Annotated in this window: 14 protein-coding genes; 3 read left to right on the forward strand and 11 right to left on the reverse strand. The window is 39.0% G+C overall.

All coding sequences use genetic code 11. The annotated features are described in order from the left end of the window. Window positions 1–138: 138 nt before the first annotated feature. A complete protein-coding gene (locus tag ABEF84_RS12715) occupies window positions 139–1,224 on the forward strand; it encodes a glycosyltransferase (RefSeq protein ID WP_347473690.1) in 1,086 nt (361 codons plus the stop codon). Here the strand turns inward: ABEF84_RS12715 and ABEF84_RS12720 are convergent. The 6 genes from ABEF84_RS12720 to ABEF84_RS12745 are packed head-to-tail and all read right to left on the reverse strand — an operon-like array spanning window position 1,208 to window position 7,079. After that, window positions 1,208–2,041, reverse strand: a complete 834-nt coding sequence (locus ABEF84_RS12720) for a glycosyltransferase (protein ID WP_347473691.1) — start codon at window positions 2,039–2,041, stop codon at window positions 1,208–1,210. The genes ABEF84_RS12715 and ABEF84_RS12720 overlap by 17 nt on opposite strands. Next, entirely contained in the window at window positions 2,042–3,169 is a 1,128-nt protein-coding gene (locus tag ABEF84_RS12725; RefSeq protein WP_347453121.1) for a DegT/DnrJ/EryC1/StrS family aminotransferase, read from the reverse strand. It abuts the gene before it with no gap. Continuing rightward, window positions 3,166–4,023, reverse strand: coding sequence for a WxcM-like domain-containing protein (locus ABEF84_RS12730; protein ID WP_347453122.1), 858 nt, complete (start codon window positions 4,021–4,023; stop codon window positions 3,166–3,168). Before ABEF84_RS12730 ends, ABEF84_RS12725 begins: the two co-directional genes overlap by 4 nt. Then, the gene (rfbA, locus tag ABEF84_RS12735) at window positions 4,020–4,904 is read right to left on the reverse strand and encodes a glucose-1-phosphate thymidylyltransferase RfbA (protein ID WP_347453123.1); all 885 of its coding nucleotides are present in this window, start codon (window positions 4,902–4,904) and stop codon (window positions 4,020–4,022) included. Before rfbA ends, ABEF84_RS12730 begins: the two co-directional genes overlap by 4 nt. Window positions 4,905–4,906: 2 nt before the next feature. Then, a complete protein-coding gene (rfbB, locus tag ABEF84_RS12740) occupies window positions 4,907–5,962 on the reverse strand; it encodes a dTDP-glucose 4,6-dehydratase (RefSeq protein WP_347473692.1) in 1,056 nt (351 codons plus the stop codon). Window positions 5,963–6,017: 55 nt separating this feature from the next. Next, window positions 6,018–7,079 carry a glycosyltransferase family 4 protein gene (locus ABEF84_RS12745; protein ID WP_347473393.1) on the reverse strand — a complete coding sequence of 354 codons (1,062 nt, stop codon included), beginning with the start codon at window positions 7,077–7,079 and terminating at the stop codon, window positions 6,018–6,020. A 184-nt stretch (window positions 7,080–7,263) separates the two neighbouring features. Between ABEF84_RS12745 and ABEF84_RS12750 the strand changes: the two genes are divergently transcribed. Together ABEF84_RS12750 and ABEF84_RS12755 are read left to right on the forward strand one after the other, a co-directional pair. Next, window positions 7,264–8,235 (forward strand): ELM1/GtrOC1 family putative glycosyltransferase, encoded by a 972-nt coding sequence (locus tag ABEF84_RS12750; RefSeq protein WP_347473392.1) that lies wholly within the window; start codon window positions 7,264–7,266, stop codon window positions 8,233–8,235. Between the two features lies 1 nt (window position 8,236). Next, window positions 8,237–9,169, forward strand: coding sequence for a glycosyltransferase (locus tag ABEF84_RS12755; RefSeq protein ID WP_347453127.1), 933 nt, complete (start codon window positions 8,237–8,239; stop codon window positions 9,167–9,169). Here ABEF84_RS12755 and ABEF84_RS12760 read toward each other — a convergent pair whose 3' ends face one another. From ABEF84_RS12760 to ABEF84_RS12780, 5 genes are all read right to left on the reverse strand, one after another. Continuing rightward, window positions 9,170–9,976 carry a polysaccharide deacetylase family protein gene (locus ABEF84_RS12760; RefSeq protein WP_347453128.1) on the reverse strand — a complete coding sequence of 269 codons (807 nt, stop codon included), beginning with the start codon at window positions 9,974–9,976 and terminating at the stop codon, window positions 9,170–9,172. It lies immediately after the preceding gene. Window positions 9,977–9,988: 12 nt separating this feature from the next. Beyond that, window positions 9,989–10,879 carry an ELM1/GtrOC1 family putative glycosyltransferase gene (locus tag ABEF84_RS12765; protein WP_347453129.1) on the reverse strand — a complete coding sequence of 297 codons (891 nt, stop codon included), beginning with the start codon at window positions 10,877–10,879 and terminating at the stop codon, window positions 9,989–9,991. Window positions 10,880–10,952: 73 nt separating this feature from the next. Further along, a complete protein-coding gene (locus tag ABEF84_RS12770) occupies window positions 10,953–11,879 on the reverse strand; it encodes a branched-chain amino acid transaminase (protein ID WP_347453130.1) in 927 nt (308 codons plus the stop codon). 24 nt (window positions 11,880–11,903) lie between these two features. Next, complete coding sequence (gene glnE, locus ABEF84_RS12775) at window positions 11,904–14,654, reverse strand: bifunctional [glutamate--ammonia ligase]-adenylyl-L-tyrosine phosphorylase/[glutamate--ammonia-ligase] adenylyltransferase (protein ID WP_347473693.1); 2,751 nt, start codon at window positions 14,652–14,654, stop codon at window positions 11,904–11,906. 76 nt (window positions 14,655–14,730) lie between these two features. After that, window positions 14,731–16,008: a HAMP domain-containing sensor histidine kinase gene (locus tag ABEF84_RS12780; RefSeq protein ID WP_347464126.1), complete on the reverse strand. Its 1,278-nt coding sequence runs from the start codon at window positions 16,006–16,008 to the stop codon at window positions 14,731–14,733. Between the last annotated feature and the right edge of the window lie 329 nt (window positions 16,009–16,337).

The raw sequence follows: 16,337 nt of genomic DNA on the forward strand, positions 1-16,337 counted from the left end.
AAAAATATGCTTATTGTATTTCCTTGATTCCTATTTACAAGACATATCAACTAATGGATCGTTTTTTAGTCGTTAGTGTAATTTACAAAAAAAATCTTGCTGATATACTGATCGCACCCACCTACTACTGCTAAAAAAATGTCAAAAATCTTGTTTATTATCGATCACTTAGGCTGTGGAGGCGCAGAAAGGATTACACTGCAACTTGCTGAATATCTGGCAAAACAAGATCATATTATTTATTTAGCTGTCCTTAATGGACAACGTAATCATTATCATTGTTCTTCCCTTGTCCACTATACAGATCTGCAAATATCTGAATCCTTTGCTTATGGAAAAATGTGGAAAAATAAAACACTAACACACTATGAGAAACAAAAAATTGATCAACTCCTAGCTTATGGTTTCGACCTAATAATAACTGGATATAATAATGGCCATTGGCTCGCACCATATCTAAAAGGTAATGTTTGGCACTGGATTCATGGAGATTTACTCGAAATTAGAAGGTTTAATAATCCCCTCAAACAACTTAAAGAACATATTCGTTTTTTAAAAAATAGACGAAAATTTTCTAAATTATTTCGCAACGGGAATTTAATTACTGTAAACCGTGATTTAGAAAATAAAGCTAGAACATATTCCAATCCAAATTCCATTAAAACGATTGCGAATGGTGTAAATATTCCATCCAAATACCTTAATCGATATCCAACAACAGAAAAAAAATGGGATGTCATTTTTGTTGGCCGCCTAGTACTAATCAAACAAGTGGATCATGCTATTAAAGCCTTTGCGATGAGTCAGTCAACAGGAAGAATGGCTATTGTGGGTGACGGAACAGAAAGAAGTAATCTTGAAAATCTTACACGTGATCTAGGAATTTTCGACCGAGTTGATTTTTTAGGTTGGATTGAAGAACCTTATACCGTAATGCTTCAAAGTAAGTGTTTAGTGATGTCCTCACTATATGAAGGCAGCCCTGTCACTTTAGCTGAATCAATCTTATTAGATCTACCAGTGGTTACCTATAACTCCTCACATGGTATTGAAGATTTGTTTTGTGCAAATATCATAAAAGATATTTTAGTAAATAAACAAAATATTCAAGATTTAGCATTCTCTTTAAACAAATGCATACAGAAACCTTATGTTTACCCACAAACATGTAAAAATAAAGTTTCTATAAAAAATATGGCTGATCATTTTATATCGTTGATCTAATATAGTTCATTTTATTTATTATTTTCATTATATAATATTTTATAGGATTTCTTTTTTTAAACCTCTCCCTTAAAACAGTTCTATTTAATCTATAATTTACATAAGAATAAGATGGCTCGTGTTTAAACTTTTCAAGTACCTTCTGCATTTCTATAGCCATTTTCAAACTATTTTTTGAAAAATTTGTATTATGAACCCTATATTTTGCAAGTTTTTCAGGAATATAAGCTAACTTATATTTTTTTTGAAGTAATCTCAATAGCAAATCCCAATCTTCAATTTTTATATTCGGATCAAACCCATCAATATTTTTTAGAACTGACAACAAATACATTTGAGTTAGTGCAGGTAAGTCATGTTTAGATTTAATGACATCTTCAAAAGTATATTCTGTAATTTGAGAGACTCTTTCACCAACAACCTCACCTTGATCATTGATAAGAAAAATCCCTCCAAATACACCTGCTATATCGGCATGATTTTCTAAGTATTTAACCTGTATAAAGGTTTTCTGAGGCAACATAAGGTCATCAGACGCAATAATACTTATATATTTACCATGACAATGTGTTAACGCTTCATTTAAAGTTGCACACAAACCCTTATTCGGGCGTGTGGTAAAATACACACTCTCAAATCGATTTTGACATATTGGTAACATTGCCTGAATTTTAGCAACAGAAAGATCTACTGAGCCATCATCAATAATGATGAGTTCAATACGCGAATATGTTTGATCAATGATACTTTGAATACTCTCTTCAATATAATTTTCATGATTATAGCAAGGAATCACTATTGAAACTAAAGGTTGCATTTAAGCTCTCCCTTTAGGTAAAAAAGCATTACATAATTCAATAACCTTTTGAGTTTCTTCTAAAGTTTGAGTTGGTCCCATCGGCAAACTTAAAACTTGTGCATGAATACGTTCAGTTATAGGAAAACTTAAGTCATTCCATTCTTTATAAGCCTCCTGTTTATGTGGCGGAATAGGATAATGGATTAGAGTTTGCACACCATTTTCTTTTAAATAACTCTGCAATTCATCACGATATTCAGACTGAATTACAAACAAGTGCCATACATGCTGTTTATATTGCTGAGTATCACTCCCTGTTAAAGGTAAAGCTATAAATGGATTTTGAATTTGGCTTAAATACGACGCAGCAATTTGTCGACGTTTCACTATTTCCTCATCTAAATATTTCAGCTTCACATCTAGCATAGCGGCTTGAATTTCATCAAGACGACTATTCACACCCACAAATAAATTTTTATATTTTTCATGTGACCCATAATTACGTAAAGCCTGTAATGTTCGTGCAAGCTCAGCATCATTGGTCGTAATAGCCCCAGCATCACCTAAGGCACCTAAATTTTTTCCTGGATAAAAACTAAACCCAGAAGCATCACCCCAGTTTCCTGCTTTTTTTCCTTGAATTTTTGCACCATGCGCTTGTGCGGAGTCTTCAAGTACCAACAAATTATGCCGTTCTGCAATTTGCATAATTTTTGGCATATCAGCCAACTGACCGTACAAATGCACAGCTAATATTACTTTAGTTTTCTCGGTAATTGCTGATTGAATAGCATCTACTGAAATATTTAGACTTTGCTCATCAGGTTCAACCAGTACTGGTTTTAAATCATTTGCAGTGATTGCCAATATACTTGCAATGTAAGTATTTGCAGGAACAATGACTTCATCACCATCTTTTAATTGACCAAGCTCTTTCCATGCTCGAAGTGTCAAGATTAAAGCATCTAAACCATTAGCAACACCAATGGCAAATTTTGTTCCACAAAAATTTGCAAAGTTTTGTTCAAATTTCTCCAATTCTTGGCCACCAATATACCAACCTGAATCAATTACACGCTTACAGGCCTGGATCAACTCATCACGGTATTGTTGACTTACTCTCTTTAAATCTAAAAATGGAATCATTGAATATAGCCTTTAATATAAGCTGGATTACCTATCACAATTGCATTTTCTGGAACATCTTTAGTGACTACTGCACCTGCCCCTATCATTGCATTCTTACCAATTGTAATTCCTGGCAGGATCGTTGCATTTGCACCGACACTTGCTCCATGCTTTATTAATATCTTAGAAAATTGTTTAGGATACTGTTTAGAGCGTGGTGTTTTATCATTAGTGAAAGTGACACACGGCCCAATAAATACATTGTCCTCTAATGTCACTCCATCCCACAGATATACCCCTGACTTTATTGTGACGTTATCCCCAATAGAAACATCATTTTCAATCAAAGTATGAGCGCAAATATTACAATTTTCTCCAATTTTAGCTTTAGGTAAAATGACGCTGTATTGCCAAATTTTTGTATTTAAACCAATCTTATTCGTCTGCACATCAGCTGTTTTATGTATAAATGGTTTTTGAGCTTCCTTTAAAAACTCTTCATAATCACGAATATAATCAGATTCGTCATAATGCTCACTCGCTAAAACAAGTAGCACACAGTCATCTGAAAAATCATGCATTTCACGCCACATTAAGCTATCGATTAATAGCCCCTGCAAAGGAGAAGACAAAATTACTTCTTCTTTCTCATAACCGTTATCTAAAATAAATCTACATTTTCCGTGAAGACAAATGGCGATTTGCTTAAGTCGTTTATGCGCATGAAATCCTCTAGGATAATTTTGGGTGTTATTAAAAATATAATAAATCCGCTTCAGCTCAAATGGAATTGAACCCATGGATTCTAGTGCAACCAAACCACTACGCTCATCACTTAAATTCGGTAAATCAATTAATTGAATGAGGCTCATAAACTATCACGCACTAAAGAAATTAAATACTGACCATAATCATTTTTACTCATACTTCGCCCAATTTCTAACACTTGCGCTTTACTCAGCCAACCCTGGTTATATGCGATTTCTTCTAAGCAAGCGACTTTATATCCTTGGCGTTTTTCCAACGTTTCAACAAACTGAGCAGCCTCAAGTAAGCTACTGTGGGTTCCTGTATCTAACCAAGCAAAACCTCGCCCTAAAAGCTCCACACTCAGATCACCACGTTCAAGATACATCTGATTAACTGTGGTTATTTCTAATTCACCACGATCAGAAGGTTTTACCTTTTTCGCGATATCAATAACATCATTGTCGTAAAAATAAAGTCCCGTTACAGCAAAGTTAGATTTTGGTTGAACTGGTTTTTCTTCCAATGAAACTGCGCGACGCTCACTGTCAAACTCGACAACACCAAAGCGCTCTGGATCTTTAACTTGGTAGCCAAACACTGTTGCACCTTTTCCACGTGAGACAGCTTGTTTCAGCATTGGCGTAAAACCTTGACCATAGAAAATATTATCCCCCAGAACAAGACAAACATTACTATCGCCAATAAAATCCTCACCAATGATAAAAGCTTGAGCTAAGCCGTCTGGACTAGGCTGAATAGCATATTGAATTCGTATACCGAATTGAGAACCATCGCCTAGTAAACGTTCAAAACTGTCTTTATCTTCTGGTGTCGTAATGATTAAAACATCTTGGATTCCCGCTAACATAAGCACTGAAAGCGGATAATAAATCATCGGTTTATCATAAATTGGTAAAAGTTGCTTAGATACGCCTTTTGTAATTGGATACAAGCGAGTACCAGAACCACCTGCTAAAATAATACCCTTTGTCTTGTTATCCATGATTAATTCACACCTAATCTTTCACGCTGGTAACTGCCATCTTGAACTCGACGACACCATTCTAAATTATTTAAATACCATTCAACCGTCTTACGTAAGCCTGTTTCAAAGGTTTCTAGCGGCTCCCAGTTAAGGTCTCTGGCAATTTTTGAAGCATCAATTGCATAACGTACATCATGTCCAGGACGATCTGTTACATAGCGAATCAAACTTGTATAGGACTGCTTATCGTCACGAGGCTTTAATTCGTCCAACAATGCACAAATTGTTCGTACAACTTCTATATTTTGCTTCTCATTGTGTCCGCCAATATTATAGGTTTCCCCTACCGCTGCCTGACAAACAACTTGATAAAGAGCTCGCGCATGATCTTCAACAAATAACCAATCTCTAATTTGCTGGCCATTTCCATACACAGGAAGGGGTTTTCCATCCAGAGCATTCAATATCATGAGTGGAATAAGCTTCTCTGGAAAATGATATGGTCCATAATTATTTGAGCAATTAGTAACGATAGTAGGAAAACCATAAGTTCGATACCATGCGCGAACCAAATGATCCGAACTTGCCTTACTCGCAGAATACGGTGAGCTAGGGGCATAAGAAGTTGTTTCGGTAAATAACTCTGTTGTTCCCTCTAAATCACCATATACCTCATCCGTTGAAATATGGTGAAAACGAAATTTGGCTTTTTTATCACCACCTAATGTCAGCCAATATTTTCTTAAAACCTCTAAAAGCGTATATGTACCTACTATATTTGTTTTAATAAACTCTGCGGGTCCATCAATAGAACGATCTACATGGGATTCTGCTGCCAAATGCATGACAATATCAGGCTGAAAATCTTTAACAATTTGTGCTACTGCAACTTCATCACAAATATCAATTTGGTGAAATGAATAACGAGTATTTTTTTCAACTTCAACTAGAGACTCTAAATTACCAGCATAGGTTAATTTATCAACATTCAATACTTCATCGTCTGTATGGTTAATAATATGACGAATAACCGCAGATCCAATAAAACCTGCCCCACCAGTAATTAAAAACTTCATAACCTAAACCAATTGATGTTCTAGTGAATTATAGTATCTAATTCAATAAATCATATTAAAAAAGAGAACAAATAAAGTTATCCAACTTATCAGCTACTTTATTGAACTCATAATGATCCAATACATCTCGATATGCAGAAGCAACAAGATTCGATCTTTTGATAGGGCCCGTAATGAGGTTAGCTAATTTTTCAGATAAATCTTGAGCATCACCACATCGCGCCATTAAACCATTTTCACCCTGCCGAATAATCTGCTGCACACTAATGTGATCACTCGCAACCACTGGCTTCCCCCAGGCAAAAGCATCTAATATAGCTAAAGGCTGGGTATCATTCATGGTAGGAACCAAGGCAATATCAATCTCTTTATAAAACTTTATTTTATCTTTACCACCAACCCACCCTAGAAACACGATTTCATTTTCTAATTTTAAATCTTTCACTTGCTGGATCAGTGATTCCTTTTGCTCACCTTCCCCAGCAATTAATAATTTAACTTGATATCCTTTTTGCTTCAGTTGCTCTACAGCAGCAATTGCTAAATGTGTACCTTTATATTCGACCAAACGCGTCATAACACCTAAGATGACAGGCTGTCCTAGTCTATTACTAAAAGATGGTTGCTCATCGGGTAAATGAATTAAATTGGAGATAATAGCTTGGGGTTTTTTAGTTAAATCTATACCTTTTTTTTCTGCTGCTTCTGCAACACATTGCGCAACATAAGGAGTAATATGAATAAATCCATCTGCTCTTACCGTTCTTTTCACATTATGACTATGGTTCATTGCAATAACAGAGCACTTTATTCGTGCAAGAAATATTGCATTTTTAAATAAATAAACTGCACGTCCACTATGAGCAATTACCACATCAGGACGATAGTTACGCAACCATAAAGCCAATTTCACTGCAGCGAATAAATCATAAAAACCAGAACTATTCAGAAGAAATTTCGGATAATATTCAGATTTCAGTTTTCTATTTTCATCGCCAAATACCAGAATACCTTCATACCCCTTACTCGCGAGTGCATCGAAAGTATTCAGCATAGCTTGCCAACGCCCACCCGAAGCATCACCATATACAGTGTGAATGATTTTTAACGTGTTCAAGAAAAAGAGCCTTCGCAGTAAGTTTACCAATCGTTCATTGGATTGATCTTTTATTCTAATATTTTCGAGATAGATAAACCATCATCTCTCTGAAAATAATCTTTCCTATCCATGCCTTATCCGCCATCTGACAAATTTAATGAATTTTGCTACCATACCAAATAGATAGATCAAACCTTCAAATATGATGAAAAGCAAACCTAGCCTTGCAGTTCTCCTGATTCATGACCAACGTGCTGGACATTTAAATCCTAGTCTTGGCGTATATGACTGCCTAGAAACAGCTTATGCAACAACTTTAAATAAAGCCGAAACTCCTGATATAAAAAAATGGCAGATCAGCCTGTTAAAAAAACTGAGTTGGTATCCTTATTTATTTGATCTTTGCTCACCTATTCTTTTTAAAGATTTGCTACCCGAACAAAATATTGACTGTATTATTTGTTCAGGCATGCCAAATTTGCTCTATGGTCTTGCGATAAGCCGGAAATTAAAAGTTCCAATATTTTATGCAGGCGATTTGCGTAAGGTAAATGGACAGTTGGTCAACTGTACTATTACAGCACTAGAACAAACGACGAACTCTGACCAAGTAGTGTTAACCACCCCCCCCGTAAAAAAAGACTTTTTTACCTTACAGGAAGATCAGCTTGATCAAACTACGGCTTTATTAGTTTTAGGTGGTCCGACAGATGAGCATCCTTTTTCATCTGAAGATTTTGAAAAAATGATTAAAAAATTTATTGCCTTTTGTGCTCAAAATCAGTTGAAAGGATTAATTACCAATTCTCGCCGTACACCTAATTTAGAAGACTATTTTCAAAAGACCCCTATTCCCTCAAATATTCAATTACATTTAGTTCAAACTGAAAATGCTTTATCTTTAGTCCAGCTTATTAAACAATCCAGCTATATTTTTGTTACGGAAGACAGTACTTCCATGCTGGCAGAAACAATTCAAAGTGGCCGTCTAGTTAGCTCAATTTATAGTTCCAAATCTATTTTGGAGCCTCTGAATCGTAAATATCTACAATATAATCTAATTCAGAGACAAAATTTGACAGAGAATTTTAAGCGCCCTGAGTTAAAAAATACCCAAGACTTAGATTTAATTGGACCTATTGTTCAAGCATTTAAACGTAATTTAGGATATTAAAATGATCTCAGTCATTCTCACCCATTACAACAAAGGTTTATTGCTCAATAGAACGATTGATTCATTACAACCTGAAGATAAAAATTTACATGAAATTATTGTGGTGGATGATTGTTCTACAGATCCAGAATGGTCAATTAATTCTCAATATCTACTAGACCATTATCCTAAAGTTAAAATCATTCAAAATACAGATAATCAAGGCCCTGCTGTTCGACTGAATCAAGGCGCATTAACTGCAACCGGTGATTATCTCTTTTTTATGGATTCTGATGATATTCTAGCTCCTAATCGCTTAAATATGTTTTTAGATGAAATGCAAAAACATCAGGCAGACTTATGCTATGCAGAAAAAGTAAAGATTCACGATTTAAATGAAATTCAAAAACACACCATTGGAATCTGGGAGTCTAGTACCACTCCTTTAAACTATGTGCTTAAAAATAATATTATGCAAATGTGCGTGATGTGTACGCGAGAATTATTTTTAAAATCAAAAGGCTGTAATGAAAATATATTTATTCAAGATGAATCACTGGCTTTAAGTTTAGCCAAATATTCTAAAAAAATTATTTCTAGTGATTTACATAGTGTTTTTGTTCTCTTAGATGCAAACGAAACCAAGTCGGTTCGTGGTGAAAATCGTTTATCACGTCATTTAGAGCAACAGCACCATGATATGTTCTTTACTATTGATGACTTTATTCATGCTTACCCCAATATAAATGAACAGGATAAAAAATTATTAACTAAAAAAGCACTTTCAACCTATTGGAAAAGTATTCGACATCGACCTGAGAAAAAATTCTCTGATTTATTAATTTATTTAGCTGCACACATTAATCCAATAGACACTTGGAATAAGCATCATCAAAAGCTTACTACTTATTTTAATCAACTCGATCATGTACGTAAGATTAATAAACGAGCGTGATTATGCTCGTTTACCCAACTTCAAGCGCAGCTTCACCGCAAATAGTGAGTCTTTCCCACTAATCTTGATACGTTGTAGCTGCATAAAGTCTGGTGAACTACTATCTATACCTTCAATAGTGGTCACAGCATTGCTATAACCCGCCTGTTTCGCCAGTTCTACATCACGCTGTGAATAAATCCCGAATGGATAGGCAAAACTTGTCACAGGCTTGGCAATTAGAGCCTCAAGCTGATGTTTAGATTCCGTTAATTCCTTCAGACACGCTACATCATCCAATTTGGACAAATTTGCATGGGTCATAGTATGTGAACCGATTTCAACCAGGCCAGAATCTAACAACTGCTTGACCTGAACATCGTTCAGTTTTGGTTCCCGAGCCAGCTCACCACTGTTATGATGCGCTTTTTTATAAGTCGACCAATCACGATCATGCCGGTCAACCACAACGTAAATCGTCGCTTTTGCCTGATATTTTTCCAAGATAGGAAAGGCATTTTCCAAGTTATCCAGATAACCGTCATCAAAGGTAATTGCGACAGTTTTCTCCGGATGTTTCCCCCAATTCTCTTGTAATTCTTGCATGGTGACAAAGTGAAAACCTTCAGCTTTCATCCAAGCAATTTGTTTTTCAAACTCAGCCGGTTTGACCCGTAATTTATTAAACTTGGCTCCCTCAATATGATCACGCACCATGTGATACATCAAGACACGGGGTCTTTTCCAATCAACGGCAGGTTTCCACCACGCATATTTATAACTGAAGGCCAACATCAGAATCATGACAAGAACAACAATATAAATCACGGGAAACCCTGCTTATGGAGCGAGAAGATATGTTGCCACACGCTCCGCCTCTTTAAAAGCAGTTGCAGCGACTAATTTATCAAGCTGAGTGGTACTGGAAATAAGCTTCTGTTCATCTAATTTACTTACTGAACGCGTAATCCGATCTTCCTTCAAACGATCTACCTCAATCACCCCCACTTTACATCCGGCCGTCAGCGCTTCATATATCATCGATACACTGTCTTCGGTGACCCATACAGCTTCGGCTTTTTGCATCTCTTCAAAAATCCAGCCTTGGGGGGTATGTTCAACAGGGAAGATTTGTAAGCTTTCGCTATAAGGTTTGGCTTTCAAATGGTCTAAAAATTCTTTCGGCGTTCTGCGCGATGTAGTTAAAATGATTTCACTATTGCGATTTTTTTCTACAATTTGTTCAATTGCAGATAAGACTTTTTGTTCATTCCATTGATGACGTTTAGATGAACCACCCAATGCAATCAAAATCCGATTGGGTTGGTGACGACCTTCATTGACAATTGGATTAAGCACACCTTGAGTCAAAATCACATTACCTTTTTCAGGCACACCATCATGCTCAGGAATTACCACATGGTCGAACCAAGCAAAAGGAAAATTCGGTTTCATCAAAATGACAGTTTTCGTTTTTGGAAAAACTCTTCCTAAGAGCAAAACACGAAGCTGAGTATGACTCCCTACACCAAATATATAGTCAGGTATATTTTTTATAGCTTCATACTGATTTTTTCTAAACGAGCAAAAAAGCCCAAATACTGGGAGTTTTTCAATAGGAACTTCCTCAAAGGTCACATCAATTTCGGATAGCCTTTGCATGGCTTTATACAAGCCTAAAGCTTGCGATTGATGCCCTGCTTTTCTATCACTGACGTAGACAATATGCATTTACTGAATGACCTATCTTGAACTCATAAAAAAGGCGAAACATAAGTTTCGCCTTTCATCTTAACCGATTGACTTATTTTACGTAAGTTAACCAGTGTGCATATTTAGGATCTTTACCCTGAACTGCATCAAAGTAAGCTTTCTGGATTTGAGTGGTAATTGGACCACGTACACCTTCGCCAATTTGACGGTCATCGTATTCACGGATTGGAGTCACTTCTGCAGCAGTACCTGTGAAGAATGCTTCATCAGCGATATAGAATTCATCACGGGTAATACGGCGTTCAACCACTTCATAGCCAAGGTCTTTCGCTATGGTAATGATCGATTGACGAGTAATACCATCCAGTGCACCACCCGCGATATCAGGGGTATGGATCACGCCATCACGTACCAGGAATACGTTTTCACCAGAACCTTGGCAGACATAACCTTGTGGATCAAGAAGCATTGCTTCATCGTAGCCCGCATGAGCGACTTCTTGGTGAGCCAGAATAGACAGCGTGTAGTTACCAGAAGCTTTGGCTTTACACATAGTCACGTTTGGATGGTGATGCGTGAATGATGAAGTTTTTACGCGAATACCTTTTGCCATCGCATCTTCACCCAGGTATGCACCCCAGCTCCATGCAGCAACCACTGCATGAATGGTATTGTCAGTCGCAGCAATACCCAGTTTTTCAGAACCAATAAAGATAATTGGACGGATATAGCAAGATGCTAACTTGTTTTCACGAACGACATCAATTTGAGCTTGTTCTAATGCTGCATGATCAAATGGAACTTTCATTTGATAAATTTTTGCAGAATTAAGTAAACGTTTGGTGTGTTCTTTCAGACGGAAAATAGCCGTGCCATTCGGGGTTTCATAAGCACGCACACCCTCGAACACACCCATGCTGTAGTGCAAGGTATGTGTTAATACGTGAGTTTTCGCCTCACGCCAGTCTACGAGTTGTCCGTCTTGCCAAATGAAACCATCACGATCAGCCAAATTCATGCCACAAACTCCAATTTTTCACAATTATTCACTATCCAGTGCAAATACTGCACTTGGATCAATCAGTCTTTGCCATAACTTGCAAACGGTCTTTCGGGTATCGTGCCAGTCGCTCGCAGACACTTGCATGGATTGATTTGCAAGGGCTAAACGATGGCTCTCAGCGCGTTCACGGAGATAAGCTTGAATCAGAGCAGTCGCATCGTCGCTGGATAAGCAACCTGATTTTGCGGCATCCTCAAGGATTCTTACGTTGTCAGAGTAATGTGCGAGATCTTTATTCGCCCCACTCCAAGCCAATACTGCATACTGTGCCATAAATTCGATATCGACGATACCACCTGCGTCCTGTTTTAAATGAAAAATCCCATCTTTTTTCTGCTCTTTTGAAGAACCCAGATGATCTTTCATTTTCTGACGCATTTTCAGTACTTCTTCACGTACATGATTGATATCCCGTTTCTGGGTCAATACATCACAGCGCAAAGTTTCGAATTTCTGGCGTAGCTGCAGATCTCCTGCAATCGAGCGAGCACGTACCAAGGCCTGATGTTCCCATAGCCAAGCGCTCTTAAACTGATAATGTTCAAATGCTTTTAGACTAGTGACCAGCAGACCTGCTTCTCCAGATGGACGCAGACGCGTATCAATCTCATAGACCCGTCCATCCAGGGTTTGCGTCGTCATCAATGACATGAATTTTTGTGCCACACGCATGGCAAATTCAAAACCACTGATCGGCTTCTGGCCATCCGTATCCGCCTGTTCATCCATATAGTGGATAAACACTAAGTCTAGGTCCGAACCATACCCGAGCTCGATCCCTCCTACTTTACCATATCCGATCACCACAAAGGCAGTGTGATCGATCGAACAACGCTGTCCTTCAGCATCCAGCGGGAAGCCATGTTTTTTCGCCACGATCTGATAAGCCAGATGCAGCGCGGCATTCACGGAGACTTCTGCAATATCGGTGAGGGCATCGGAGACTTTCATTAATGGGCTTTCTGCCAGCACATCACTCGCTGCAACCGCCAAGACATTGGATTTTTTAAACAAGCGCAGTATCCGCATCTGATCCTCGACCTGATCGATCTCGATACGCAGTAACTGCTGACGCAATGAATCTTCTAGATCCTTACGCTTTGGCAGCTCAAAATCCATCGACAGGAATTCATCCAGCAGTACCGGATAATGGGTCAGCTCTTCACAAATCCATGGACTCACTGTCGCCATTTTCACCAGACGCTGCAAGGCACCTTTGCTTTCAATCAGCATCACCAGATAGACCGTACGGCGCAGTACCGACTCTACCAATGGCATCAAACGAATCAGGGCAATCTGCGGCTGATCGGACTGTAAAATCGCTTCAATCAGGTAAGGCCAGAAGGTTTTCAAACGCTGCATGGCTTTGACTGGCAGTTTTTTCAGGGTATTGCTGTTCCAGAATTCATGCACCAGATTGCGTGCATCTTCATCCAATACCTGATTCAGTTGCTGTTCCAGCTGGGAAAAATTGGAGACTTGGGTTTCCGGGCTACTTTCCTTGATCAAATGTTCAAACTGGTAAATAACCTTGGCACGTTTCTGGTTCAATACCTGCATGAAGTCATCCCAGCTGGCAAAACCAAGCGTATCTACAATGCGCTGACGTGGCTCATCTTCTGTTGGCAAAGACTGGGTCTGCTGGTCATTCAGCGCCTGAATTGCATGTTCGACCCGACGTAAGAACAGGTAAGCATCTTCGAGGTCTTCTACTGCCTGAGCATCCAGCAGCTCCGCATTGACCAAATGTCGTAAGCTCACCAGACACTGCCGGTCCTGTAATTCTAGTTTGGAACCGCCATAGATCAGCTGGAAGACCTGCACAATAAATTCAACTTCACGGATCCCGCCAGCGCCGAGCTTGATATCATCTTCAATATTGCGGCGCTGTACTTCACGCTGGATCATGGCTTTCATTTCACGCATGGCAGCGAAAGCGCTGTAATCTACATAGCGACGGAACACGAAAGGACGGGTCATTTCCAATAGTTCCTGACCTTCCGGACTTGGATTGACGATACGCGCCTTGATCCAGGCATAACGTTCCCATTCACGGCCGTGCTGGCTCAGGTATTTTTCTAGCGCCATATGGCTGATCACCAGTGGAGAGCCATCGCCCCACGGACGTAAACGCATATCCACGCGGAACACAAAACCATCTGCAGTAATATGATCCAGCAGATAAATCAGTTTTTGTCCCCAAAGAATACAGAACTCTTGCACATCAATGCATTTACGACCATCAGTTTCACCCTGCTCGTCAAAGGCAAAGATTAGGTCGATATCGCTAGATAAATTCAGTTCCTGTGCGCCAAGTTTCCCCATGGCGATGACGATAAGGTCTTGCACCTTGCCGTTATAGCCAATCGGTTGGCCATATTTTTCTACCAGAGGAATCCGGGCAAAATCTTTAGCAGCACAGATCGCAGCATCAGCGAAGTCTGACAATTCCTTGGTCAGGGCCATGACTTCAATCATCTGGTTGGCATCCTGCCAGATCCAGCGAAACATCAGACGGTCACGCAGAATGCGTAGCGCACTCATCCACTCGGCTTCATCACTTAGCCCCGCCAAAGTTTCCGTGACATATTGATTGATTTTTTCGGTACTGAGTCCACCCTGAAAATGGTCAACTGCATAATCCTGTTCCAGCAAAGCCGCATGTTTGGACAATACCTGTTCAGCATATTGGCTTGCCCTTAAGGTTTTCTGCAATTGCACTTGATTCATTTTCAGTCCAGTCCCCTGTCATATTTTTTCTAGTTATAACAGGAGACTGACTAGACTGGGAATGCTTGGAGAGAAATTAATTCTGTACTTTTTGAACGGCAGCAGGTTCAGGCACAGCCAAAGCCTGATGTTCATTGGTGGCTTTCGGGAGTAATACTGTGAATGTTGTACCCTGGCCTTCCTTAGAGTCGACATAAATCTGGCCATGGTTCAGATCCACAAAGCGCTTACATAGCACCAGACCAAGACCTGCACCTTTTTCTTCCGCGGTACCTTTAACGCTGACCACCAGATCTGGCTTGAACAGGTTCTTCATCTGTTCTTCGGTCATACCGAGGCCGGTATCCTGCACCTGGATTCTTACCAGTTCATCTTCGGCTTCAGCATACAAAATCACCTGTCCTTCCTGATTGGTCGGGGTAAATTTCAGCGCGTTAGAGACCAGGTTTTGCAACACTGAGGTAATCATATTGATATCGGCATTGACTTTAACGCCTTCAGGAATCCGATCGATCAGGGCAATTTTCTTGTTTAACGCTAGGCTTTTCAGCACATCACAAACAATTTTGCTAGACTGTTTTAACTCGAAATTAATCGGGTGATAGACAAAACGCCCACCCTCGGCCATAGCCCAGGTCAGCAGGCTTTCCAGCAGGTTATAGGTGGATTTGGCATTGTCATACAGATATTCTGTGATGCTCTGGATACTGGATTCATCCAGCGTCTCCCGCTCTTCTGCCAGCACTTCGGAAAACCCGAGCAAGCCATGGAACGGTGCACGCAGGTCATGCGCAATGATCTGGAAGAACTTAGTCTTACTGAAGTTCATCGCACATTGCTGTTCGTACAATTCTTTCAATTCATTATAGTCTTCATGCAGGCGAATCAAGCCAACCAATCCATCGGCAAACTCCCGCACCAGACTGATGTCTTCTGCTTCGAAAGCATCCTGTTGATCATCAAAAAAAACCACATGGCCAATTGAATGGGTTTCATTAACTTTGAGATTATAAGAAATAAAACGCTGATGTTCGACCCCATGAGCCCGCAAATATTCCGACATTTCGGCATAGGCGGGATGTGTGCGATCCAGATAGACGTCATTTTGCAGATAATGTAGCAGATTTAATTCTGGCGGTGTTTCAAAACCCCAAAAGCCAGTGTTAGTGGTATACCAGATATAAGGCTCTTTATGAAAACCCAGCAGGCATTTATCTACCTTGAGCAACCGACGTGCGACCTTGGAAAAGGTATAAATCAGGTTATTATTGGTATGGACACCCAAAATCAAAGACAGGCGGCACGAGCTGAGCTGTTCAGTATTTTGACCTATCTCCAAAAGGTTAAGCTTCATCTCTGCCTCACATGGTTTTTTTTATTCGACCAAATTTATACAATCAATAACAAAGTATTTATATTGTCTCAACGACATAATCTGACATCAAGACCAAGTTATTAGCTTACATTTAACTACGTATCAGCGTGTTTTTTCTTTAAAAATTGTAAAACAAGTTTGAAATTACCCGTTATTTGTAAACTAACGAGCATGTCCACATTATGATTATTTTTTGTACCACAGCAGCATGATAAGCACTAGCTCAGCATATATCATTTATTCAATAGTTCTAACTAAAAACGCTAAGATAGCGGATTTAAAGTACTATTTATAAAATCAGCCTTACT

Source organism: Acinetobacter sp. ANC 7912, from assembly GCF_039862785.1.
Taxonomy (GTDB): Bacteria; Pseudomonadota; Gammaproteobacteria; order Pseudomonadales; family Moraxellaceae; genus Acinetobacter; species Acinetobacter thermotolerans.